The sequence below is a fragment of the Vibrio sp. 070316B genome (assembly GCF_013114115.1).
In the GTDB taxonomy this organism is placed as follows: domain Bacteria; phylum Pseudomonadota; class Gammaproteobacteria; order Enterobacterales; family Vibrionaceae; genus Vibrio; species Vibrio chagasii_B.
Genome location: NZ_VTYC01000002.1, coordinates 37,601 through 63,505, shown reverse-complemented (window position 1 = coordinate 63,505; position 25,905 = coordinate 37,601). Strand labels below are relative to the sequence as shown.

Annotated in this window: 20 protein-coding genes; 15 read left to right on the top strand and 5 right to left on the bottom strand. The window is 45.4% G+C overall.

The annotated features are described in order from the left end of the window. Nucleotides 1-435: 435 nt before the first annotated feature. From F0251_RS02650 to F0251_RS02630, 5 genes are all read right to left on the bottom strand, one after another. Nucleotides 436-1,971, bottom strand: a complete 1,536-nt coding sequence (locus F0251_RS02650; protein WP_171730254.1) for a M28 family metallopeptidase — start codon at nucleotides 1,969-1,971, stop codon at nucleotides 436-438. Nucleotides 1,972-2,082: 111 nt separating this feature from the next. After that, a complete protein-coding gene (locus F0251_RS02645; protein ID WP_171730253.1) occupies nucleotides 2,083-4,452 on the bottom strand; it encodes a M4 family metallopeptidase in 2,370 nt (789 codons plus the stop codon). Nucleotides 4,453-4,991: 539 nt separating this feature from the next. Beyond that, entirely contained in the window at nucleotides 4,992-5,267 is a 276-nt protein-coding gene (locus F0251_RS02640) for a hypothetical protein (RefSeq protein WP_061031988.1), read from the bottom strand. Nucleotides 5,268-5,466: 199 nt separating this feature from the next. Next, the gene (locus F0251_RS02635; protein WP_171730252.1) at nucleotides 5,467-6,786 is read right to left on the bottom strand and encodes an ATP-binding protein; all 1,320 of its coding nucleotides are present in this window, start codon (nucleotides 6,784-6,786) and stop codon (nucleotides 5,467-5,469) included. Nucleotides 6,787-6,822: 36 nt separating this feature from the next. Beyond that, complete coding sequence (locus F0251_RS02630) at nucleotides 6,823-7,527, bottom strand: response regulator (RefSeq protein ID WP_061031990.1); 705 nt, start codon at nucleotides 7,525-7,527, stop codon at nucleotides 6,823-6,825. 451 nt (nucleotides 7,528-7,978) lie between these two features. Here F0251_RS02630 and F0251_RS02625 point away from each other — a divergent pair, with 451 nt between their 5' ends. From F0251_RS02625 to F0251_RS02555, 15 genes are all read left to right on the top strand, one after another. Beyond that, on the top strand, nucleotides 7,979-9,070 hold the full coding sequence (locus F0251_RS02625; protein ID WP_116871170.1) for an alpha/beta hydrolase: 1,092 nt from the start codon (nucleotides 7,979-7,981) through the stop codon (nucleotides 9,068-9,070). 226 nt (nucleotides 9,071-9,296) lie between these two features. Continuing rightward, a complete protein-coding gene (locus tag F0251_RS02620) occupies nucleotides 9,297-10,979 on the top strand; it encodes an LruC domain-containing protein (RefSeq protein ID WP_061031992.1) in 1,683 nt (560 codons plus the stop codon). A gap of 9 nt (nucleotides 10,980-10,988) precedes the next feature. Continuing rightward, entirely contained in the window at nucleotides 10,989-11,498 is a 510-nt protein-coding gene (locus F0251_RS02615) for a hypothetical protein (RefSeq protein WP_102425773.1), read from the top strand. Nucleotides 11,499-11,899: 401 nt separating this feature from the next. Next, nucleotides 11,900-12,502 carry a transcriptional regulator BetI gene (gene betI / locus F0251_RS02610; RefSeq protein WP_061031994.1) on the top strand — a complete coding sequence of 201 codons (603 nt, stop codon included), beginning with the start codon at nucleotides 11,900-11,902 and terminating at the stop codon, nucleotides 12,500-12,502. Nucleotides 12,503-12,606: 104 nt separating this feature from the next. Beyond that, nucleotides 12,607-14,067: a betaine-aldehyde dehydrogenase gene (gene betB, locus F0251_RS02605; protein WP_171730251.1), complete on the top strand. Its 1,461-nt coding sequence runs from the start codon at nucleotides 12,607-12,609 to the stop codon at nucleotides 14,065-14,067. Nucleotides 14,068-14,140: 73 nt separating this feature from the next. Next, nucleotides 14,141-15,844, top strand: coding sequence for a choline dehydrogenase (betA, locus tag F0251_RS02600; protein WP_171730250.1), 1,704 nt, complete (start codon nucleotides 14,141-14,143; stop codon nucleotides 15,842-15,844). A 112-nt stretch (nucleotides 15,845-15,956) separates the two neighbouring features. Next, entirely contained in the window at nucleotides 15,957-16,928 is a 972-nt protein-coding gene (locus tag F0251_RS02595; RefSeq protein WP_061031997.1) for a choline ABC transporter substrate-binding protein, read from the top strand. 76 nt (nucleotides 16,929-17,004) lie between these two features. Continuing rightward, nucleotides 17,005-17,847, top strand: coding sequence for a choline ABC transporter permease subunit (choW, locus tag F0251_RS02590; protein WP_004736863.1), 843 nt, complete (start codon nucleotides 17,005-17,007; stop codon nucleotides 17,845-17,847). A 2-nt stretch (nucleotides 17,848-17,849) separates the two neighbouring features. Further along, nucleotides 17,850-19,064 carry a choline ABC transporter ATP-binding protein gene (choV, locus tag F0251_RS02585; protein WP_061031998.1) on the top strand — a complete coding sequence of 405 codons (1,215 nt, stop codon included), beginning with the start codon at nucleotides 17,850-17,852 and terminating at the stop codon, nucleotides 19,062-19,064. A gap of 363 nt (nucleotides 19,065-19,427) precedes the next feature. Beyond that, a complete protein-coding gene (locus tag F0251_RS02580) occupies nucleotides 19,428-19,910 on the top strand; it encodes a MarR family winged helix-turn-helix transcriptional regulator (RefSeq protein WP_004736861.1) in 483 nt (160 codons plus the stop codon). A gap of 241 nt (nucleotides 19,911-20,151) precedes the next feature. Then, the gene (locus F0251_RS02575; protein WP_116871176.1) at nucleotides 20,152-21,567 is read left to right on the top strand and encodes a coniferyl aldehyde dehydrogenase; all 1,416 of its coding nucleotides are present in this window, start codon (nucleotides 20,152-20,154) and stop codon (nucleotides 21,565-21,567) included. Between the two features lie 52 nt (nucleotides 21,568-21,619). Continuing rightward, nucleotides 21,620-22,063 carry a hypothetical protein gene (locus F0251_RS02570; RefSeq protein ID WP_019824532.1) on the top strand — a complete coding sequence of 148 codons (444 nt, stop codon included), beginning with the start codon at nucleotides 21,620-21,622 and terminating at the stop codon, nucleotides 22,061-22,063. A gap of 176 nt (nucleotides 22,064-22,239) precedes the next feature. Beyond that, the gene (locus tag F0251_RS02565; protein WP_171730249.1) at nucleotides 22,240-23,433 is read left to right on the top strand and encodes an iron-containing alcohol dehydrogenase; all 1,194 of its coding nucleotides are present in this window, start codon (nucleotides 22,240-22,242) and stop codon (nucleotides 23,431-23,433) included. 161 nt (nucleotides 23,434-23,594) lie between these two features. Continuing rightward, nucleotides 23,595-24,026, top strand: coding sequence for a tetratricopeptide repeat protein (locus F0251_RS02560; protein WP_171730248.1), 432 nt, complete (start codon nucleotides 23,595-23,597; stop codon nucleotides 24,024-24,026). 92 nt (nucleotides 24,027-24,118) lie between these two features. Next, nucleotides 24,119-25,864, top strand: coding sequence for an arylsulfatase (locus F0251_RS02555; RefSeq protein WP_171730247.1), 1,746 nt, complete (start codon nucleotides 24,119-24,121; stop codon nucleotides 25,862-25,864). Nucleotides 25,865-25,905 lie beyond the last annotated feature (41 nt).

Genomic DNA, 25,905 nt, shown 5'->3' with positions numbered 1-25,905 from the left:
TATGGGGTTGCTCGTTGATTTTTGCCCTTATTTAAAATAAGGTTATGGCATTTGTTTACTTTAAATAAATCATAAAATGAAAGTTTGTTTAATTTTATTTAAACTTTCTTACTGGTCTGAGTTGTGGATTTCCATAATAGAGAGGAGAGAATAGAATTAATAAAGGATCATCTAATTAAGATTTTTCTATTTTAGCTTTTCTTTAAGTTAATATGTGAGAGTGGTTTTCACTGATTCAAATAAGCGTAATATATTTATGGTCATTATTAGGTGAAACGAATTTCTCTATTTACACTTAAATTAACGCATTTTCGTAAAATAGTATTGGCTCTCAAGTTCCTCAGTCTCTCTAACAAAAACGCAGCCAGGTCGGCTGCGTTTGTTTTGGTTATTTTGGCAGTAAGCCGTGTCATGCTTGAGTTTAGCTAGTCAGCCCTAGAGAAGTTCAGGAATAAAGTTAGCGATGATAGACACATCGCTGAAGTTGCGATAGCCGCGCACCATGATGCTGAATTCGCCCGCAGGTTTGTTTAATACACATTGTTCGTTGCTGCTGTTCTGGTATGGGCGGCAGTCAAAGTTTGATTTTGATGCCACACCGTTATATTTGACGTATAAGTCGGCATCGCCACTGCGAGGGCCAGTCAAAGTTACCGTTAACTGACCAGCTTGCTGAGTTGTAAAGTTGAAGAATTGCTCTTCGCCATAGCCAGCAGATAGGTCGCCAACAGGGACACCAGACTCTAGCTCTGTTGGCCCAGCAACGGGTGAATCAAGGCTGGTTTCAACGAGGTAAGCAATCGCCAGTTTCGCGAACTTCGAGGCATGGGTTGCCGTCGGATCTGAGTTCTCTAACGTATCATGCTGCGTGTGGATGCTCGGGTTGTAATCGTTGAACATGCTCTCGAATGGCATAGCTGCAGGGTAGCCAACGTTGTGCCATGAGGCGTGATCGGAACAGGCATAACCACAACGGTCAAAACTGTAACTGATGTCGCTCGCGTAGGTATCAATCAACTCGCTCAGGTAAGCCGTTAGGTTGCTGTCGGTGTAGTCGGTGATGAAGGTAATATCGTGCGCGGAGCCGTTGTAGTTAGTCATGTCCAACTGAAGTACAGAGATAACGTTCGCTTGTTCGTCTCTCAGGGCATTAGCAACATCTTGTGAACCACGCAGTCCCACTTCTTCAGCCGCATAGCCATAGAACTTGATGGTTTTGTCTGGCTGAATACCACTAGCTATCATCAAACGCAGCGATTCTGTGACGGTAGCAATACCAGAAGCATCGTCATCAGCCCCCGGGGAAATAGTGCCTTCACTTTTCCAAGACCCTACGGTTGAATCAAGGTGTCCGCCAACGACAACGATCTCTTCTGGATACTTCGCGCCAAGTAAGGTGACTTCGACGGATTTTTGCGGATACTCTGCGTGCGTGATTTGGCGTGCCGAAGCGTATGGCACATCTTTGATTTCCTTTTTCCAACGCTCTAGCAGCCAATCTGAAGCAGCAACACCCGTAGAAGTGGTATAAAAACGGTTGGTGAAGTTGGTTAGACTTTCGATGGTCGTAACCATATTGCTTGGCTCAACCTGAGCGAGTAAATCATTCACTGTATCTTGGTGGCTGATCGTCGGCTTTTCGAAGGTGCTCATTGTCAGCGGCATTGCGGCAGCTTTTAATGCGCTAGCCTTGTTTTCATGCACCATGTAGCCACCACAGCGGTGGGTTTCTTCGTGCATGTGGCTAGATAGTTTAGCCAACTGTTTTGCGTTGATTTTTGCAACGATGGAGTGTTTGTTTCCATTCACAGCTGGGTATACCGTTGCGCCGTGTTCCACTATCAGGTGTTGAGCGTCAGCATCGGTTGTGATCCAAACTTCAGAGTTTTCTGGCGGTGTGATTCCTAAAGATGCATAAGCCGTAGCGCTGCCAAATAGAGCCATAGCGAGGATACTTTTTTGAATAGCCATTTGATGTCCTTTTTATCGTTATATTTTTGTTTTTTTATTGTTTTAGCGATGAGGATTTTCATTACCCACATAGTCAAAGGGCCCCTTTCGGAGCCCTGAATTAACTATCGATTATTGTGTTTTGATGAAACGGTAGTGCTTGGTTTCTGAACAAACATCACTTGAGGTACATACCTGGTACTCCACATCTACCGTACCGTTGTGACGGAACTTATCGACGTATGAGTTGAAGTCTGTTGCACCAACACTCTTGCCGTTACGTTTAATCACAAAGTAGTCGTTTGTGTCGTAATCCCATGCCAGCTTGACGCGAGCTTTGCCATTCGGATTCTTATTACCGAACTTCAGTTTTAGTGGGAAACCTTCCGCAGAGTCGCCTTCAATCGTGATCGATTTACTTGTTGATGTTGCAACGCCAGCATCGTCAGTTACGGTCAGTGTTACCACGTAGTCGCCCGCTTCAGCGTAGGTGTAGCGAGTTACTTCACCCGTTTGCGTGTTGCCATCACCAAGGTTCCATTGGTAAGAGACGATTTGGCCGTCGCTATCTGAGCTTGTGCTGCGAAGTTCGACTTCTTTGCCAACCACAGTGTGTTCGAACGAAGATACCGGTGGTACGTTAGTGCTGCCAGCTTCGTATGACGCTTTCAGGTTGGCACCTGTGTAATCTGAGTAGCCCAGAATGTTAACGGTGTAGCGACCAGCTGTTGGGTTATCGATAACACAGACTTCATCGGTCACGCTTTCACTTTTACAGATGTTCTCTTGTGGGCTTGGTGCATAATCGAGACCGACATACATATCTGGATCACCCGTAGAGACAGCCAGATCAATCGTCAGTTTGTTTTGGCCTTCTGGTACTTCGATATCAAAGTAAGTCTTGGAACCTGTTTCACCAGCCACTGGTGCTTCAATACCATTTTCTAGACGCTGATATTCAGGCTCTGGCGGTAGTGGTGGCTCATCACATGGTGTTACACCAACCAGTGCGAACGCGGAAACCACATCTTCGGTACTGTAACCAAGGTCAGTGGCTGAGTTTTTCACGCCACACGCACCCTGCCAAAAATCACTGTTTTCCTGCCAGTAGATTTGGTTTGCTAAAACGAAAAGTTCGAACGCTTTCTTGGTATCCCAACCTTGTGTCGTTGCTAGGTGGTAAAACGCCTTATTGAACACGCCTGAGCTGTAGTGCACGTTTAAGCCGTCGTAGTATTCCGATGCGTTGTTGATGGAAGAACCGTCACGCGATGGGTCATCCATGTAACGCAAAGCGCCGTCACCTTTAAAGATGTTACGACCCACCATCCAGTCGTTGGTGCCTTTCATGTAGTATTCTGCTGCTTCTCCGGCCATATCAGAGAATGCTTCGTTCATACCACCAGATTGGTTTGCGTAGATCAGACCTGAGTTTTGCTCTGTGAAACCGTGACTCACCTCGTGGGCAGACACGTCTAAGCTTACAAGTGGGTAGAAGAAGCTTTCACCATCACCAAAGGTCATCGCTTTGCCGTCCCAGAAGGCGTTTTCGTAGTTCGAGCCGTAGTGGACACGCATCATGAGTTTGAAAGAGAGTGGTGCTGTATCGAACCAGTTTTTATACATGTCGAAAACGATGTTACCGAAGTAATGAGCATCGTTCAGAGGAGAGTAAGCTCCGTTCACTTCTTTATGTTCGTTGCGAGGGCATTCGTAGCTGTAAACAGTATCACCGTCTGTTGCGCCATTTAGGTCAACCGTGACAACGTTTTCCGATTCCATCACACACTCAGTGCCATTCTCTTGAACATCAAGGTAGTGGTAGTCGGTACCGTATTCGTACATGCCAGTCTTCTCGTTACCGCCTGGGCCTGTCCCTATTTGAGCGTGAGCAATACCTTCCCAGCGGTCGATGATTTCACCCGTATGAGCGTCGAGCATAGTGAATGGGCGTGAAGGCTTTTCGCTACCTTTCACAAGGTAAGAAACCACGTACACGAGGCGTGTCTTATCTGCCCCTTGTGCTCCAACACCTTGCTTCGACGCGCCTTGGTAGATAAACAGCTCATGTTGTACGTTGTCTAGTGATTTGCTAGCTACGCTCTGGGCTTTTAGGTCTTTACTCGCTAGTTCAACAGCTTGAGCACTGTTGATGGATGGCTTAACGAAAGATCGCTCCAGAGTGGTGGTTTTTAAGTAGCGACCTTGAACGGACTTAAGCGCGCCACCTTGAACACTTTGGGTTGCGTTTAGGTAGTGTCCCCAAACCGGCGTCCCCCAAATGTTTTGTTGGATCTTAACTTTGTAGATACCGCGCTTTTTCAGGTTAACTTCCTTAACCATCTTGAAGCTAGAGGCATTACTGACGCCTAGCTGAGTATTTAACCCAGAGAAGCTAGTAAAGTTGATCGGTTGATTAATGCTAACGGATTCACCCGCGTGTACGGATAAAGACATAGCACTCGCTATAGCAACGGCAACTAAACGCTTTTTCATTTTCATTGTTATTTTCTCTTTCCATGTAAAATCCATGAAAACGTAACAAAAATATCACATTGAATTTACATTATTCGATCGAATTAATTAGTAGCATGGCAGGGCTCTCTTTTATTCATGAAATCTATATTTCTCGTATTTACAGATGGTTATGATTTATGTTTATTTTTCGATGTGCTTATATTTTTTATTTATAAAATCATGACACTTTTATTAACTGATACTTTTTTATGCGAAATAAGATCTTCACGTGAATTGATCTGTGCCTCAATTAATCGAGCTTAAATTGATAGAAGGGTAAATGGTTGGGAGGAGTACGTTACGCGTTTCGGCTATTAGCTGATTTTAAGAACAGTTTTGACGAAGTTTTTATCTTTTAGAGGGTTATTGCCTAATTTGTCATTTATTTTGCATTGCGCTTTTTGAGGAATTCTTTGGCACAGAGCTCAAAACGCCAGGAATAAAAAAACCAGCGACGAATGCCACTGGTTTGAAGATTCTTGCTTGGGTTCGCTAGCGTTTAAAGTTACGCAAGCTCTGGCAACTTACTGTTTCTTACCGCCAACTTGTACGTAGTCGATACCGATAATACGGTTGATGATACCAAGGGCGGAGCTTGTGTCAGAGTTTGTTGAACGGATGGTATCAACACTTGCACCTTCAGGAACCAGTTCCATTGCACGATCTTGTGTGTTACCAGGAATTTGGAAGCCTACGATGTTGAAGCTTTCGGCGTGCGCTGTGTACACTTCATCGTTGTGGCTAATACCTGAACAGCCTGCAAGAGAGACAATGCCCAAAACAACTAATAACTTTTTCATAAACATACCTTTAGAATAATTGGGATCTAGAGGGTTACCCTTTGGCACTCATGACTCATAAAGAACGTCGGAGCGGTTCTTCGCCGCACTCAAGTGACAAGCCATCAATAGTGGTACCAAGGTTATCTAGATCGAATAAATGGATAGGGAGACAGTGTCTCCCAACCGATGTGAGCATTATTTCAGAGGTGTTTTGTCGTTACTGTATGGCTTTGTCAGCTGCTTCGTTACACAGTGGAAAAGTGATGGTGAAGACCGCACCTTTCAAACTTGGGCTTTGAGCAATTTGGACGGTTGCATGGTGTTGGGCGCAGATTTTATGGACGATAGATAACCCTAAGCCATGACCACTCTTCGCTTTGTTACGTGCTTTGTCGCCAACATAAAAGGGATCGAATAGGTGTGCTCGGTGTTCTTCTGCAACGCCATCACCATCGTCGTGTACCGCGATTTGCAGCTGCTCTTGGTGTTTAGTTACTTCAATTGAAATCTGTGTGCGTGCAAATTTCATTGCGTTACGTACGAGGTTATCCAATGCACGATTGAGCAGGGTTTCGTCAGCCACTATCGATTGCTCGTGTTCTGGTAAGTAAAGGTCAATACTGAGCGCGGTCTCTTTGCTCCAGCGCGTCGTCGCGTGCTTGAGAAAGTCTTTTATTTCCAATGGCTGCTGTAGGCTTTCGAGTTCAGTGCTATCGAGCTTGGCATAATACAAGAGCTCATCAACCATCTTCTCCATCTCTTCCGTGTCTTCAACAATGCTCTCAATGGTTTTCTCTTGTTCTTCGCTCAACGGCGTGTCTTTCAGCATTTCAGCTTGCCACTGAATACGAAATATTGGTGTGCGTAGTTCATGAGCGACCGCATTGGTGAGCGAGCGATTACTTTCAATTAAGCGGTGAATCCGATCGGCCATGAGGTTGAAGGACTTGTTCAATGATCCAATCGCAATGCCACTTGAGGTTTCAGCGCGCGAAGAGAGGTCTCCTTCTGCAAAGCTGAGAGTGGCAGATTCTAGCTTTTTAACTCGGCGGAATATGATCAGTACGTGGCATAAGCCATACAAGATAAAGCTTCCTAAAAAGAACAACCAAATAAGATCATCCTCTAACTCTATCTTTTGCCTAACAAACGCTTCGCTGTTGGGGAGGTAGTGGTAAGTGTTGTCACTACTTGCTAAGCGAAACCACAGGTCACGTTCGTCATCATGAAAGATAAAGGTGTCTGGATGAGCAATGAAGAATTGTGAAACGGGACCTGGTACTTCATCTTGTGGGCTGAGGATCACCAGTTTATTTCGTGTGGTTTCGACAAACTGGTTTATCGCTTGATGAGCAGCTTCAAGCCCTTGATTCTTAGCGATGTTTTCTATCAGCTGTTGATGGGCTGCCGCTTCATAATCTTGCAGTACATATTCGTAGTCAGTATTGAGCTGATAGACACTGATTTCATAGGCGATAATACCTGCCATAAAACAAACTAACAGCCCTATTAGGGACTCCAAATAGATACGTCGCATAATTGTTCTCTTTCATTACGCTCGTACTGAGCGAGGTTAATGCCAAGCGGTGGAAACAAATAAGTAACCTTTACCGCGAATGGTCTGAATTTTTTCTGCTGGCGCATGGTCGTCACCCAGTATTTTTCTCAGGCGTACGACCTTGTTATCAATGGTTCTATCAATCCCGTCATACTCAATGCCGCGCAACGTTTGTGTTAAATAGTCACGAGATAGTGGTGTATCTGGGTTACTCGCTAATAGCCAGAGTAGGTCAAATTCACTGTCGGTAAGTGACAAAACCTCACCCGCTAGTTCGCATTTCTTATAGGTGTTTTTCAACAACAGTTGATCGAACTGTAGGCTGTCCGAGTCATCGGCTGAAGCGGTGTTAGCGTCTTGGCGGCGTAATAATGAACGAACTCTTGCAAGCAGAACTCTTGGTTTGATTGGCTTGGTGACATAGTCATCAGCCCCGGTCTCTAAGCCTGCGACATGATCAAAGTCGTCATCGCTAGCGGTGAGCATCAGAATTTTACCTTTGTAATGTGTACGCGTCTGTCGGCAGATTGTAAGTCCGTCGCTTACAGGAAGCATCAGATCCAGTAAGACAATGTCTGGCTGTTCAGCGAGGATAGTCTGTGCAGCACTGCTGCCATCATCGAGTACCGAGACGTCAAAGTCTTGTGCGATAAAGTAGTCTTGCAACATTCTTTGAAGCTTCAAATCATCTTCCACGATGATCATTCTAGGTTTTGTCATTCCATTATCAGCCTTATCGTGTGTTTAACTTATGAGATTTCATGAGTGCAATTATCTTGCCAGGATAATCATAGTTGCATATTCGGTTCGAATGCTTCACGAAAAATACCTGATGCAAATGATTAAACACTTTATAAGTTAGTTCAATGCTGAATTGGCATTTATAACAAAAATAAAAAACATTGTTCAAATGTAAGACTGGCCGCCACCAAACCCAATTTTCGAATGGGTTTAATGGTGAGGTTCTATTTCAAGAGACTAGATGTAAGGCGGTAGGTGCACTAAGCCTACCCAATGGGATACTTGGAACTCTCGGGTGACTTTCAATGAGCTTGGAGGCAGTCCCGTTTTTTCGAGTATCAGTCGCTGTACATTCTATTACATTCCCAAGACAGATAGTTTGAAGTCTAAATAATAGAATTTCCCCATCTTACGTTTGGGGAATCATTGCATGAAGTACTATCGAAACGCGTTGTTGGCATTACCATTAATCCTGTTAGCTGGATGCCAGTCTGGCTCTAACACAATGAAGAAACAATTACCTCAACCTAAAGCCGATTACGTGTTCTCATCGGCCAAGCTAGGAGAGTTGTATCAAGAGCGAGAAGAGATCCAAGAAGCCTTCAGACTGACTTACGATGGGGTGAAGTACGAGAAAGTGATGTTTGCCGAGGATATAAGTGAGCAGCAGAAAGTTATCAGGCTTGTCGACCGGCTAGGACAAACTATTGATGTGTATCTTCCCGATGCTGGAGTCGATACCTGTGGCATTTACAAGGAAGGCAACTTCTATGATGCGTTTGAGTGCAATGCTGCACAGCGCTCAGTGTCGAATGAAACCACGTTAATCCAAACGACAACTAGTGACAGAAAACGGCCTATTGAATTTGAGTTCTATACCGAAGCGTTAGATTACGTGACAACGCTAGGCTCTACGGTGCTAACCCGCTCTCTACAAGATAACAAAGTCACGATTACTACTTCGTTCGCTTTTCAAGCCTTTTACCGAGATAGATTTAATAAGCCCGGTGTTGGTGAGCGTATTGACTCAACGTTAGGCGCATCAACCTATTCTCAGCTGTTTGATATTGTGAAGTTATCTCAAGGCCGAGATATGACATTAAAGTTCGATAATCATATTGGCGGGAGTGCCGATGATGAAATCAACATGTACACCGGACGCATGATCCATAGCAATAAGATGACAACCATCGTGACTCCAAGAGGGTCGGTTTTCTCGGGTGGTACGGACTTATTCGCAGCGGGTTACCCACGTATTTTACAACGTGCAGACACCAGTAAAGCCATTGAACAGAATAAGCAGGTTGGTGTGCATAGTTGGGCTGAGGGAGATAAAACCGCGAAAGAATTTCCTTACACTAATGAGAGCCATCGCAGCCAAGCGACTTACTTTAAGAAGGTGATGGGAGACAAAGGGATCGCTTTCTATATGTTTACCCTAAATTCAGCCCCAGCTTCTGGTGAGCATTGGATGACGAAAGCGGACTCTGATAAATACAGTTTCATTACCCGTATTGAGTAAGTTTGGGGACGACAACTGATCGTTATCCACCGATTGCTAAAGGTTGATAGTGGCTTTGTCATTATCAACCTTTTTTGTGGTTTTTGTTTCCATTTCAACTTCATTCTCAAATTGAGAAAAATGAATAGCTCGAATATAAATCTTTGTTATGAAAGACTTTATCTTTCGGCACTATACTTGCTCCTCTCCTCTTTACACGTTTCAGGCTAGTGAAAGAGGGAACAGAATGAGAAATTGGAATTCAGTCATACTGCCGAGTTGCTTGGTGCCATGTGTCGCGATGGCGTTGACCACGGCGGATCTAACGTTTGAATCTGGCGCGGATGCGTCCAACTATTCAGAAAAAGGTAAACCTAATAATACGTATTCGGTGTCAGCATCACTGCCCCAAGACGTGCTAACCAACGTCTATTCGATGTTGCCTGAAGGTACCACCGTCAACAGCGCTTTTATTGCCCCTGAGCGCTACTCGAGCATCGACATTGATGATGAGTTGGACGGTGCAGAGTACGCCACAGCCACAATCACTTTTTTGAATGAAGGGGCGGGTTACCGTAACACTCTTGGTTACTTCGTTTTTGATACCAATAACCCTCCAGTTACTAAAGACGATATCAACGCACACGTCGTGGTGTTTCCTAATACGTCCATTGCTGATGTTGGGGAAATGCAAGAAGGGGACTCCATCGATCTCAGTGTCCAGCTTACGGCAGGTCAAACATTAGCCTTTTTTATCATCTCGAATGGTTGGGGCTGGGAAGGATCTTATAACAACATCCCGTGGCTTGGTGGCTGGGGCACACCTTTCTACAGCTATCCAGCGCTTAACCCTGAGGCGTCAGCTGACAATAGAAGACATAATGTTGCTTTCCTGGATACAGAGAATGAGTTTTTGGTACTTGGCTTTGAGGATATTTATCGTCCAACTGGAGACAACGATTTTAATGATTTGATCTTTACTGTTGAAGTTACGCCATTTATTGCTGTTGATGGGGTTAACGAAGATGGCACAACAGACTCAAAATATGAGGTGCTTGTCCAAGAGAACAATGAAGATGTGACAGTGACAACCGTCTACCCAAGTTCGAACAGCTACGCAACGATCGCCTTTGAGGATAACTGGCCACTAAAAGGTGACTACGACTTCAATGATGTGGTTTGGCGCTACAAAGTGACGGAGCAGCTCAATGGTCAACGAGAACTTAAAAACTTGACTGTAGATTACACACTTCAAGCGATGGGGGCAGGCTACTCGAATGGTTATGCAGTGAAACTACCGAATGTTTTACCTGCGAACGTAGCATCTACCACACTCACTCGTAATGGCGTTGCCGTTGGTCACACGATTTTACAAGCGGGAGACAGTGAGACGATATTGATGGTGTCAGAAAATCTAAGAGAGGATCTGGAAAACTTAGGTGAACTAACAGAGAGCTGTGTTTTCTACCGAACCCAAAGTGCATGTTCTGGGGTACAAAACGGTGACGTGCTTAACTACCAACTGTACGTGGAATTTACTACACCAGTATCACGTGATGATATAGGTTACCCACCTTATGACTCGTTTATCTTTGGAGCTGATGGTACTTATCACGGTGACTTCGTTGCGACCCCACCGGGTATGACGTGGCAAACTCACTTAAAAGAGTTTTCAGGTACAAGTGATATGAATGACACCTTGTTCAACAGTCATGATGATAGCTCTTCAGGCTCTGAGTCGTTCAAAACCAGCAATAACATGCCATGGGTTATTAATATTCGAGACGAATGGGATCACCCTGTAGAACTGGTTGATATCAGTGATGCCTATACGTCATTCCCTACATGGGTAACCAGCAGCGGTGAAACTGATGGTGAATGGTATAAAGCACCGACCACTAACAAAGTTATATCAGCGACGGATGAGTAGGAGAGCAGCATGAATAAGATCAGCAAATTAATCACCATGACATCCTTCTCACTCATAGTCAGTGCTTGTGGCGGCGGTGGAGGAGGTGGCGGTGGTAACACGAGTGCATCACCTGCACAGACTCCAGATGCGACACCGTCTCCAACGCCTGCTCAACTGCCTGCGTCAGCAATCCAACCAGCCGCGATCAGTACGTCTGACATTGTGGCGCCTGTTGGTTTCTCATTTGATATTGGGGAGAAGATCAGCTTGTCAATGGATTACACGGGAACGACGGCAGGGGCTCTTCATTTGTACTCTGAGTCAGCATTTGTCATGAGTAATGGTGATGTTGTTGCGGAGCCTACTTCTCGAATCACAACCGTTTATCCAACACACACCGATGTCGTAGAGTTAGAAGTCAATGGCAACTGGGAGCAGATCTATGCTCGTTGGGTGCCAATGAGTAGTAAGGAGCAAGAACAGAGCTGGGTGATCACACTTGATCAGTCGAGCAATAGTTACCATTTGGCTTTCTAGTAACGTGTCGCTCCTCGACAAAATATCGAGCGATAGTATCTCCAACGTAAAGTACCCAAATATTTGGGTACTTTTATTTTTCACCTGCTTTCCCTTCCTTTATTCCAAAGAAAAATAGAGCTGAAAAGAGGGCTCTCTCATTTAGTAAGCCCACCTCCTCTTCTGCTTAAAACTTAGGCGTTTTAATCAATATCTGTTGAGCCATAACCATCATAGTTCAAACTTTTAATGAATTTGATTAGTGCTCTAAATTAATGTTAAGTAGTTGTTTTTATTGTAATTGCTGTTTGGGTGGTGTTGTTTTGTTAACGGTTTGTTTTAAATAATCATTTGAACCCTAACTAAATTTCTGTCATTTTATATTTAACTGAACGTTCAATAAAAAATAAAAGGACTGAGAAATGCCGAAGGTTGGGATGCCTGACATACGTAAACCACAGCTTGTTCAAGCGACCATGACGGTGATTGATCGAGTCGGTTTGCATGCCGCAAGTATTGCGTTGATCAGCAAAGAAGCGGGAGTCTCTACCGGTATTATCAATCACTATTTTGGCGGCAAACATGGCCTGCTTGAAGAAACCATGCGCGAAATTCTTCGCCAACTCTCCAATACCATCACCACCTCATTAAAAGCCCTCCCTGTTGATGCTCACCAACAGAGGATCAATGCGATCATCGATGGCAACTTCGAAGGCTATCAAGCCGAGAATAAGGTCGCGAAGGCGTGGTTGGCGTTTTGGTCTTACTCCATGCATGACGAACAGTTAAAACGATTACAGCGCGTGAATGAAATACGTTTACTCTCGCATTTACGCCTTGAATTGAAAGGTATTTTGGATCATGAACAAGCGGATCTCGTTGCTCACGGGATTGCTTCTCTGATTGATGGTTTATGGCTGAGAGGCACGTTAAACCCTGATGGTATCGATGCTAAGAAAGCCAAAGCCATCATCAATGATTACCTTGATAAACAACTAACGTTCTACTCGTGTCATACCAAGTAGACCACAGTTTAGTCATAGAACAGCACTAGAACGACCAATACTTACAACTAACATTCAAACAAGACCAGCAGAGTCTAATAACAACAACTAAGTCAGAATCTCAAATGGAAATGAACTCGTTATACATTGACGGCGCAGCAGTGAAAGCTACGTCTGGTGAAACCTTTGATAGCATCAACCCTGCAAACGGCGAACCTATTGCCAAGCTGGGCCAAGCCTCTGCAGCGGATGTAGATAGCGCTATCGAATCAGCAAAACGTGGCTTCGCAGTGTGGTCTGCAATGACAGCAGTCGAGCGTAGTCGTATTCTTTTGAAGGCGGTCGAAATACTTAGAGCTCGAAATGATGACCTTGCAAAACTTGAGGTTGTTGATACCGGTAAACCACTACAAGAAGCGATTGAAGTGGACGTAGCCTCTGGCGCGGATGTTATTGAATACTTTGCTGGCCTGGCGCCGACGATGCAAGGTGACCAACAACCGCTGAGCGAATCTCAATTTTTCTACACACGCCGTGAACCACTGGGCATCTGTGCGGGCATTGGCGCGTGGAACTACCCAATTCAAATCGCGATGTGGAAATCAGCTCCGGCGCTGGCGGCGGGCAACGCGATGATCTTCAAACCGTCTGAAGAGACTCCTCTCACAGCTCTAAAGCTTGCCGAGATCTTTACCGAAGCAGGACTGCCTGATGGCGTATTCAATGTGGTTCAGGGTGACTACCGTGTGGGCCAGATGCTAACGGCGCACCCAGATATCGCGAAAGTCTCGTTTACGGGTGAAACCGGTACGGGCAAAGCGGTTATGGCTGATAGCGCTAAGACGCTGAAATCTGTGACGATGGAGCTTGGCGGAAAATCACCAATGATCGTGTTTGATGACGCGAAATTGGATGATGCGGTTGCGGCTTCGATGGTCGCAAACTTCTACACCCAAGGCGAAGTGTGCACTAACGGTACTCGCGTTTACGTTCACGAAAATATCTACAACGATTTCATCGACCAACTTAAAACACGCACTGAGAAGCTGATCATTGGTAACCCAATGGAGATGGAGACTCAGATCGGTGCGTTGATCTCTAAAGAGCATCTTTCGAAAGTTCTTGGCGCGATTGAGCTGGCGAAGCAGTCTGGCGCAACTTTGTTGACGGGCGGTTATCAAGTGACAGACAACGGTCTTGAAAACGGCAACTTTGTTATTCCAACCGTGTTTGTCGATTGTGATGATTCTATGCCACACGTTCAGCAAGAGATCTTTGGCCCAGTTATGTCGGTGATGAAGTTTACCGACGAAGACGATGTAATTCGCCGCGCCAACGATACCAAATATGGTCTGGCTGCAGGGGTATTCACACAGAATCTTTCTCGCGCACACCGTGTTATTCACCAAATGCAGGCGGGTATTTGTTGGGTAAACACGTGGGGCGATTCACCGGCAGAAATGCCTGTTGGTGGCTACAAACTTTCGGGTATTGGTCGTGAAAACGGACCAGAGACTCTACTTCACTATACGCAGACTAAGAGCATTCTTATCGAACTTGGCGATTACGCCAGCCCTTATGCCTAACGCGTAACACTCGATTTAACGGGCTAGCGTGATAGAGCTAGCCAAACTGACTCATCTCAGGGATATAGATAACATGGAACAACGCTACGATTATATTATCGTCGGCGCGGGTTCGGCCGGCTGTGTGTTAGCGGATAGGCTAACGGAAAGCGGTGAACATAGCGTTTTATTACTGGAAGCTGGTGGTACGGATAAGAGCATTTTTATCCAGATGCCAACTGCGCTTTCTTACCCAATGAATACTGAAAAGTACGCTTGGCAATTTGAAACCGAGCAGGAACCGGGCCTTGATGGACGTGAACTGCACTGTCCACGTGGCAAGGTGTTAGGTGGTAGCTCGTCAATCAATGGCATGGTTTACGTGCGTGGCCACGCATGCGACTTCGACCAGTGGGAAGAAGAGGGCGCTGCCGGCTGGAATTACCAAGCGTGTTTGCCTTATTTCCGCCGTGCTGAATCGTGGAATAAAGGCGGTGACGAATACCGTGGTGACAATGGTCCTGTCGGCACATGTAACGGTAACGATATGGCGCTTAACCCACTTTACCAAGCCTTCATCGACGCGGGAAAAGACGCCGGTTACCCAGAAACACAAGACTACAACGGCTACCAGCAAGAAGGCTTTGGCACCATGCATATGACAGTAGACAAGGGGGTTAGAGCCTCAACCTCTAACGCTTATCTGCGTCGCGCATTGAAGCGCCCCAACCTTACGTTGAAAAAAGGCATCGTGGCACGCAAGTTTCTGATCGAGGCTCAATCGGATCAAATCAAGAAAGCAGTCGGTGTTGAGTTCGAAAAGTCTGGTCACGTTCAAACCGCGATGGCGAACAAAGAAGTGATCTCTTCTGCGGGCTCTATCGGTTCTGTTCAACTACTGCAACTGTCAGGTATAGGCCCGAAAGCGGTACTTGAAAAGGCAGGCGTGGAAGTTAAACACGAGTTGAGTGGTGTGGGTGAAAACCTTCAAGACCACCTAGAAGTGTACTTTCAATACCACTGTAATGAACCTATCACGCTTAACAGTAAGCTTGGTTTAGTGAGTAAAGGAATGATAGGTGCAGAGTGGATTCTTACTCGCAAAGGCTTAGGTGCAACCAATCACTTTGAATCGTGCGCCTTCATTCGATCTCGTAAAGGATTGAAGTGGCCAAATATTCAATACCACTTCCTACCAGCGGCAATGCGTTACGACGGCCAAGCCGCTTTTGATGGTCATGGCTTCCAAGTACACGTTGGACCTAACAAGCCAGAAAGCCGCGGCACGGTAGCTATCACTTCGGCCGATCCGCATGCTAAGCCAGAGATCATTTTCAACTACATCTCGACCGAGCAAGACCGTCAAGATTGGCGTGATTGTATTCGCCTAACGCGCGAAATTTTGTCGCAACCTGCGATGGATATTTACCGTGGCGAAGAGATTCAGCCGGGCTCGGATGTGACTTCTGATGAAGCGATTGACGAGTGGGTTAAGCAGAATGTTGAAAGTGCTTATCACCCATCCTGTAGCTGCAAAATGGGTTCAGATAACGACCCAATGGCAGTGCTTGATGAGCAGTGTCGCGTTCGCGGCGTTGATAATCTGCGTGTCGTTGACTCGTCTGTTTTCCCAACCATTCCAAACGGAAACTTAAACGCGCCAACCATCATGGTTGCTGAGCGCGCTTCTGATTTGATTTTGGGGAAACCAATGCTCAAAGAACAAGACGTGCCAGTGTGGATTGCGCCGGAATGGCAAGAAAAGCAAAGAATCAACAAACCAGTCAGGGAAGCGTAACGCCCTATGACTAAGTGAAAAACAGAAATAAAAATAATTAGTTAAAAGTCAGCAAAACTGCCTCTACTGTTTGAGAAGAGGCAGAAAAAAGGAAAGATTAAAAGGAACCATTATGACGACTCTAAACATGCACAACGTGACCACAAAAACGTTAGCCACATTTGCGATTAGCTCATTTGCATTTGCAGCTAACGCTTCCGTTGAACCACAACAATGTGAAAACGTCCGTTTTGCCGATGTCGGTTGGACTGACATTACCGCCACCACCGCTGTCACTACTGAGCTTTTAAAAGGCCTAGGCTACACCACCAAAACCGACCTACTTTCAGTACCTGTAACTTACTCTTCAATGGCTAATGGTGACATCGATGTGTTCCTAGGAAACTGGATGCCGACTATGGAAGGTGACATTGCTAAATACCGCGAAGCAGGCACTGTCGAAACGGTTCGTGCCAACCTTGAAGGTGCGAAATACACACTAGCGGTACCTAAATACGTGTACGACGCGGGGGTTAAAAGCTTCGCAGATCTTGCAAAGCACGCTGACAAATTCAAAGACCGTATCTACGGCATTGAGCCAGGTAATGATGGTAACCGTCTAATCCAATCGATGATCGACTCAGACGCATTCGGTCTAAAAGATTTTAGCCTAGTTGAGTCAAGCGAAGCGGGTATGGTATCGCAAGTATCACGCGCAGCACGCCGTAGCCAATGGATTGTTTACCTTGGTTGGGCACCGCACCCGATGAACAGTAACGTTGAGATGGAATACCTTTCTGGCGGTGATGACTTCTTTGGCCCGAATTACGGTGGCGCGAATGTTTACACCAATGTTCGTTCAAACTACCTATCTGAATGTTCAAACGTCGGTCAGCTTCTGCAAAACCTAGAGTTCACATTAGAGATGGAAAACCAGTTGATGGAAGCGATTTTGAACCAAAATGTGAAGCCAGAGAAAGCGGCTCAGCAATGGTTAAACAGCAATCCACAGCAAGTGGAAGCTTGGTTAGACAACGTAAAAACTCATAAAGGTGAATCAGCAACTCAAGCGGTTACTGAATACCTAAAGCAAGTAAAAGCATAGTTCTACCTATCTGTTTACCAAAGCTACATAAAGAATAAAGGTGGGCTTCGACCCACCAATAATGAAAGGCAATATTGTGAATTTTATTACGGAAAACAAAATCCCTGTCGGACAATGGATGGAAGCTGGTGTTGACTGGTTAACTATCAACGCAGCGGGCTTTTTTGATGCTATTTCTATCTTTTTAGAAACCGTTATTCTGTTTTTAGTCGATGTATTTAAATGGATGCCGCCTGCGCTCCCTATCGTGATTACTGCTGCGATCGCTTGGTATTTACACCGTAAATTGTCGTTGGTGATCTTCGTTGTCGCGGCGCTTCTGACCATACTCAACCTTGGCTATTGGCAAGAAATGCTGGAAACCTTTGTTCTCGTCTTTGCGGCGACAACGATTTCCGTATTAATTGGCGTACCGGTTGGCATCATGGCAGCGCACCGCCCTTGGTTATATACCTTACTACGCCCCATTCTTGATTTAATGCAGACGGTACCAACGTTTGTCTACCTTATCCCAACCTTGGTTCTATTCGGTTTAGGCATCGTTCCGGGCTTAATCTCAACCATAATTTTTGCTATCGCAGCGCCAATACGTCTGACTTACTTGGGTGTGACTAAGGTGCCAGAAGAGCTGATTGAAGCGGGTAAAGCGTTTGGCGCTAGCCGTATGAAGTTACTCCTCAAAGTGGAATTGCCGGCAGCATTACCAAGCATCATGGCAGGTGTCACTCAGTGCATCATGTTATCGCTTTCTATGGTCGTGATTGCGGCGCTTGTTGGTGCTGACGGGCTTGGTAAACCAGTGGTTCGTGCCTTGAACACAGTGAACATCTCACAAGGTTTTGAAGCGGGACTTGCGATTGTACTCGTTGCTATCATTCTGGATCGCTTGTGCAAAACACCTAACCAGAAGGAGGCTTAATCATGTCTATTTCTCAGGAACAAAAGCCAGTGGACGCAATTACGATTAAAAACCTCGATGTCGTTTTTGGTGATAAATCGAAGCAAGCGCTTGAGTTGCTCGACCAAGGCAAAACTCGTCAAGAGATCATTGATGAGACAGGCCAAGTCGTGGGCGTAGACAATGTATCTCTCACGGTTAAAGAGGGCGAAATCTGTGTGCTGATGGGCTTATCGGGCTCAGGGAAATCTTCGTTACTTCGAGCTGTAAACGGCTTAAATGAGATCAGCCGCGGCTCGCTGGCGATTAAAGATGGCGATAAGCAGGTCGATTTAGGTGAACAGTGCGATGAAGCGACACTTCGTCACCTGCGTACCCACCGTGTTTCGATGGTGTTCCAAAAGTTTGCATTGATGCCTTGGTTAACCGTGTTGGATAACGTGGCCTTTGGCCTTGAAATGCAAGGTGTCGCCAAAGATGTTCGTCGTGCTAAGGCGCGTGAACAGCTTGAAATGGTTGGCTTAGCGGAATGGGAAACGAAATTCCCGCATGAGCTTTCTGGTGGTATGCAGCAACGTGTCGGTTTGGCACGAGCGTTTGCCATGGACACTGACATTCTATTGATGGACGAACCGTTCTCAGCGCTTGACCCATTGATTCGTGCACAGCTTCAAGATGAGTTGATCACGTTACAGAACAAGCTAAACAAAACGATTCTGTTCGTCAGCCATGACTTAGACGAAGCGCTGAAGATTGGTAACAACATCGCGATCATGGAATCAGGCAAACTGATTCAACACGGTAAACCTGAAGAGATCGTACTCACACCAAAAACCGAGTACGTTAAGGACTTCGTGGCTCACACCAACCCATTGAATGTACTTAAAGGTCGCTCATTGATGCAGCCTCTTGAATCACTGACTCAAGATAACGACAGCTGGCAGATCTGTGATTCTAAAGACCTATGGGTTGAGCATAGCGAAGGGGAGCTGTCTGTAAAAGGTGAATCGGATTTGGCACTTGTCGAGTGGAATGAGTCTGATGATTTAACCGAGATAAGCGGTTCGAGTGTTGTTGTGGTAAGCCCAGAGATTGGCATGCGCGACGCAATTAAGCTCAAGCAGATCAGTAACCATCCGATTTTGCTAGTTGAAGATAATCAATTGGTCGGAATCTTGGATAACAGTGAGTTTTACAACGCGCTGACAGGTAATTTTCAACTAAACAGTGCTGCTTGATCTTTTGAACTAAAATAGTCAGATGTCGAAACATTAAATAGGTAGTGAGGCCATCACAATCTCTCTACCTGTTTGACCGCTCTGCTTTTTTATTTGTTAACGACTTCTGGCTTTTTGTTACCTTGTTAGCCGATATAAGAGCGAAAATCGTGACTCATTGAGCAAAAGTGTTGCCCTGCGCAAATTCAGAGGCATAGAAAAGATTGAGAATAGTATGAACATCAGTACAATGCGGAAAAATTAATGAAGTAATTTATCAATTTACAGTGTAATTCCTGAGCACCTTTAGCTCTATTAATTGGAATTCTAATCGCTTAAGCACTGTGAAAACATTCACCGTATATTAGTACAAAGGTCTGAATCTTGGACAAACATGACGAAATCCTGGTCGCTATTCGCCAAATTATTCGCGCTATCGATTTACATTCGAAGAAGCTGAGTAAAGAGTATGGTTTGACTGGCCCTCAATTAATCTTAATGAGAGCAATCCAAGAAATGGGTAACGTGACGATCAAAGAATTGTCTAACCACACCAATGTAAGCCAAGCGACCACCACTACGATCATTGATCGTCTAGAGGTGAATGGCTATGTACAACGTATCCGTAGTGTTGCTGACCGTCGTAAAGTACATGCAAACTTGACCGAAAAAGGTCAAGAGCTGCTAAACAATGCGCCACCACCACTGCAAGATAGCTTCGTTAACAAATTTCAAAACCTTGAGCCGTGGGAGCAAAGTCTGCTGCTTTCTTCGATGCAACGTGTGTCATCTATGATGAACGCGGAAGACATTGACGCGGCTCCAGTTCTTCAGCTTGAAGGCATAGCTAATATCGCTAAAAGCTAATTTTTCATTTAAAACAATGAATTAAAATCGCAACAAATGGTCGCTTAGAGCGGCCATTTTTGATCGTACCATCTCAATTATGGCCTTTTCGGCTTTTCACTTTTTCTGCGCGTACTCTCCTAGTCCACTTAATATTTATGCATTGATTACCTATAGCATTAACGATTCTCTGACAAAAAACATCTAGACCGACCGGTTTGTTATGTACTATTGTGTGCATCTCCCAACGATGAGGTGACGTATGAAACATGAATTGACGGCAACACAAATGACAGCGACGTTGAAGAAAATGCAGGAAGCTTTTGCAAATGATCCGATGCCGACGGTACCGGTGAGAATTGAACAGTTATTAGCTCTGAAATCTGCACTTATTGATTACACCGACCGTTTGTGTGCAGCGGTCAGTGAAGACTACGGTCACCGAAGCAGACAAGACACCTTGATGGCCGACATTCTTCCTTGTCTGGGAAACATCGACCATAGCATTGAGTGTTTGCCTCATTGGTCGACTTCATCGATTCGCCACTCCGGCCCTTTACTTTCAACTTCTCGTGTTGAAGTGGTTTATCAACCAAAAGGTGTGGTGGGAATTATTACTCCGTGGAATTTCCCTATCATGTTGTCTGTAGGGCCGCTTATCTCAGCGTTGGCTGCGGGCAATCGCGCGATGATTAAGATGAGTGAATTTACTCCCGCAACCAATCAAGTACTGAAAGCCTTGTTGGATGAGGTATTCCACTCTGATGAAGTTTGCCTTGTTGAAGGAGAAGTTGAAGTTGCTGCGGCTTTCTCTGCGCTGCCGTTCGACCACCTTTTGTTTACGGGTTCAACTCAAGTAGGGCGTCAGGTGATGAAGTCTGCGGCTGACACGTTAACCCCTGTCACGCTTGAATTGGGTGGTAAGTCGCCAGTGATTGTGGCCGAAGACATGCCAGTTGATCTTGCTGTTGAGCGAATCATTTATGGCAAGAGCCTTAATAACGGCCAAGTATGCGTTGCTCCGGATTACGTATTACTTCCCGAAGATAAGCTCGAGGCCTTTATTCTTGAGTACAAAAAACAGTACCAACTGCTGTTTGATGAAGGGATCTATTCCGAGAATTTGACCTCTTTGATTAACCCCCGCCAATGTGACCGTATTGTCGGCCTATTGAATGACGAACAGCAAGCAGGGACACGAATTGTTGCGTGCCATGACGATGCTATGGACTTAGATACTCATCGATTAGTGACGCATTTGATCGTTGAACCTAGCTTGTCTTCTAAGGTGATGAACGAAGAGATTTTTGGCCCGTTACTGCCGCTGATCACCTATCGAAACATTGATGAAGCATTCCAGATCATCAATAGCAAACCAAGACCTTTAGCTCTGTACTTGATGAGCTTTAACTCTAGCCTCCAGTCTCAAGTGAAGCAGCAAGTGCACTCGGGAGGGATGTGTATCAATGACTGTGTCTTTCATTTGGCGGTCGACGATGCGCCGTTTGGTGGCATTGGCGAATCAGGGCAGGGCAATTATCACGGCAAAGAAGGGTTTATCACTTTCTCTCACGCTAAAACAGTATTGGAAACCGGCTTAGATCATCGCGTTAAGCATCTGTTTTCAAAAGAAGACAACGAATTAAAGGCGGCTGTGATGAACATGCTAGGCAAGTAAATCACACCCGACATTCCGCTATTCATTTTAGAAATTATTTAAGAGGTTACTTATGTTAGAACGTTTTTTTGAAAGAACCATGAAGTCGTATTTGATGATCACCGGATTGTTGACTGCTACTGCTTTTTCCACCTTCTTAGCACCGGACTGGAGTATGCAGACGCTGTTCTCCTACAACGAGGCGATGATGGAAAACAAAGAGTACCTGTTGGGTACTTATCAGCACTGGGGGGTGATGGTTGGTTGTATTGGCGTGCTGTTGATGTTCTCTGCCAAGTACAAGTCACTACGTACTTCGACCATGATTTACAGCGCGTTTGAGAAGTCGATGTTTGTTGGCATCTTCTTATACAACGTTTGTATTAATGACTATGAGTGGTTCTACGGTTGGAGTGGTGTGTTTGCGCTTGACGCGTTTGTAACCATCTACTCTTTGGTTTATCTCTACTACTATCTCAATCGAGATAAAACCAAGGTGCCCGCTCATTTGCGTTAACCTCGGTTGCTTAACTCATTGAATCAAATATTTCTAAGCCCGCATTTGCGGGTTTTTTTGTATGTGCGAAATGATCTTCAATGATCTTAATTGACATATCTTTGACATTTACATCCTAGACCGACCGGTTTGTATTGGTTATTGTTTAGTCATCAACTAGAAATGAGGTAACCACCATGACAGCCAATAATTTTAATTTTCAACTGAAAACCATTGTTCACGCTCAAGAGAACGGGATCGAAAATATTCCATCTTTATTCACTCGATTAGGCGCAAAACGTGTCGTACTTTTTTCTGATAAGGGATTGGAATCGTTGGGCTTTGTTGAGCAGTTCTCGGCACTGTTTGTTAATCAGGAAGCTGGCCAAGATGCTGCGCAACTCGTCGGCGTGTATACCGACATTGCTCCGGATGCGACGTGCGACAACATTAACTCTGCAATTGAGTTTGCGAATAACTTGAATGCAGACGCTATTTTGTCAGCCGGAGGCGGTAGTGTGATTGATGCTTCGAAAGGCGTGAAATACGCACTTCATAAACAGATTGATGATATCCGCACTGTGATTGCCGGCGGTGGCTTTATGGAAGTGTGGCCAAATAACGAAGACATTCGAGTGCCTCACATTGCGGTACCAACAACAGCAGGCACGGGCGCAGAAGCTTCTCCGATTGCTGTTTTTTACAACGAGCATGAAAACATTAAGGCAAGTTTAGTCGCGTCTGGCTTGGAAGCTGACATTGCGATTCTTGATCCAACGGTTACGACCAAGTTACCCGCGCACCTTACTCGCTCCACTGCGATGGATGCACTTACACATGCGGTTGAAGCGATTGTTTCGCCAATGAGTAATTCTTTTACCGATGCTTACGGTATCCAAGCGGCAAAATTGATTGTTGAAAACTTACCTGTGGCACTTGAGGAACCTGAAAATCTCACGGCACGCGGCAATCTTCTTCAAGCGAGTACGATGGCGATCTCTGCGTTCTACTCTTCATTGGGCGGTATCCCGATCCACAACTGTGCTCATGCATTTGGTGCGATTAGCCATATCCCTCATGGCGATGCCAACACGGTATTGATGCCGGTTGTGATTGAAGCTCTGCCTGAATTCTATATGCCAAATGCATTCAAATTGGCTCAAGCGTTCTCGATTGATTGCACGGGTACCGACGAGATGATTTATCAGAGAGTGTTGGGCTTTTTAAATGATTTCCAAACCCGTGTCGGAGCGATGAAACGCTTTAGTCATTGGGAGTTTGACGCGCAAGAGAAGAGCAATATTGCCCAAGCGATTGAAAAAGATATCTGCTTCCAGTTTTACCCAATTTCAAAGCAAGTGATTGAGCAGATTATAGAAAAATCCATCTAGTTAGTTGCTGAGAATATTTAGTCATTAATTGTACTCCGAGGACTCACCATGAAGATTGAAAACGTATTGCTGGCTAGTTTGTGCATCATCGCGCCATTCCTACTTTTCACCTAAATAATTCAACAGGGACGTTGTGACCTTTATTCCCGAGGAGGAAATAAATGATCAATAAACGTTTAACTACCGTGATTCTGACCGGTGTTTTGGCTGCTCTGTTTTTTGCCAAAGCAAGTGTTGGAAGCGAAAGCTCTAAGAACCAGGCCACTATGGTTCAATCGCAGCAGCATCAAGATGTCGTGCAACTGTTGGATCAAGCTTACCAAGGGCAATTGGATGCCCAGCTCTCTGTCGCTTATTTATACCTGAGCGGAGAGGGCGTCGAGCAGAACGATGATAAAGCGGCGGAGTGGTTCGAGACCGCCGCGAGTAAAGGTAGCCCTGAAGCTCAAACTCAGCTTGGCCTGATGTATTTCTCTGGTAGTGGCGTTGAAGTGAGCCAAGCGGAAGCTGTCACCTGGATTGGTATGGCAGCCGCTCAAGATTATGACCCTGCGCTCGACTTATTACATTGGATGTCCCAAGCCGCGCACTAATTCAAATCCTAACCTGTGTTAATTGCAGAATAAGTTAATCACAAAAAGGTTAATCACAGAAAAAGTTAATCATAGAAATTGGAGAACGTCTTATGCAGACATTCAAGAAATCCGTGCTGTTCACCGCAATGGCAGCAGCAAGCAGTGCAGCCTTTGCTGCCGAATCTGAAAAACCGAATATTGTGGTTATTGTTGGTGATGATGTGGGCTTTGCAGATACCCAGCCTTATGGCTCAGAAGTCGATACACCTAACTTGATGGCGTTGGCCGAAGAGGGGGTGAAATTCACTAACTTTCACGCTTCACCAACCTCATCAGTAACGCGTTCAATGATGCTTACCGGTGCCAATAGTCACGAGGTTGGTTTAGGCACCTTTGATTACGCTGTGTACCCTGGGGCTATTGGTAAGCCAGGCTATGAAGGTTACCTCACCAAGAAAGGTGTCACGGTCGCCACGCTGCTTGAAGAGAGCGGCTATAACACTTACCTCTCTGGTAAATGGCATTTGGGACACGAGGATGGCTTCCTACCGGATGATCGAGGTTTTGGGGAGAGTTACGGTATTTTAGCGGGCGGTTCGAATCACTTTAACCGAGATATGATGTTCCCAGCCAAAAACGCCGCGACAGCGGATGCGTTGCAAAAAGGCGATATCCCCGGCGTTGAAGTTGAGCCAACTTACCGCAACGGTGAAGTGGTTGAGGATAAATACAAAGGCGAATACTCAGACCAAGTGTACACCAACGAGATCATCAAGATGATCGACAGCAAAAAAGACGACGGCAAGCCTTTCTTCGCTTACGTCCCATTCACCGGTATTCACCTGCCACTGCAAGCGCCTGAGTCTGCCTATCAAGATAAAGTCGATTACTACGTTGAACATGGTTGGGATTCGGTTCGAGAGGATCGTTTCCAACGTATGCAAGAGATGGGAGTAATTCCTAAAGATGCGGATATTTCAGGTCGTAATTCATTAAGCCGTCCTTGGGATTCGCTCTCTGAGAAAGAGCAAAAGTGGTACGGCAAGAAAATGGCTGTCGCGATGGGCATGATGGAAATGCAAGACCAGCAAGTTGGCCAGATTGTCGATTACCTAAAAGAGATCGGGGAATACGACAATACTTACATCATGTATCTCGCAGATAACGGCCCAGAAGCTGCAGATATTACCGGTGAAAATATCAGTGATCTGATTCGAACATGGACGGCGCATCACTTTGATAACTCGACTGAAAACTTAGGCAAAGCAAACTCTAGTGTGTCACTTGGTCCTGAGTGGGCGAGTGCGTCCACCGGTGGTTTGTCTTGGTACAAAGCCTATACCGCGGAAGGTGGTATCCGAGTTCCGTTCATTGTTAAACCTGCGAAAGTCGTCTTAGAGGGGGAGCAAGCATTAGAGCCGGGAACTCAAACAGATGACTTGTCACAAGTTAAAGACATCGCAGCCACCATTCTAGAAATTGCCGATGTAGAACATCCGGGAACGGAATATCAAGGTAGAGAAGTGGCACCGATGAGTGGTGTGAGTTTAGTGCCTTACTTCAAAGGAGAGACACCGAAGGTTCACAGCTCAGATAACTCGATTCCGTTCGAACTGTTTGGCAGCGGAATTCTACTTAAAGGTAATTATAAGATTATTCGAATCTCTACCGGCATGGGTGGTGATAGTGAGTGGCATCTATACAACACCAAGAAAGATCCTGCCGAACAGCACGACTTAAGAGAGCAATTGCCCGATCTGTTCCATGAGATGATCGCTGAGTATCAAGAGTACGAAAAAGCACAAAATATTGTGCCGGTTGATGAAGCGTGGAACCCGTTTGAGAACGTGAAATAGAGGAAATGAATCAGTTGGCCAGCTTAGCGCGGTAAAGCTGA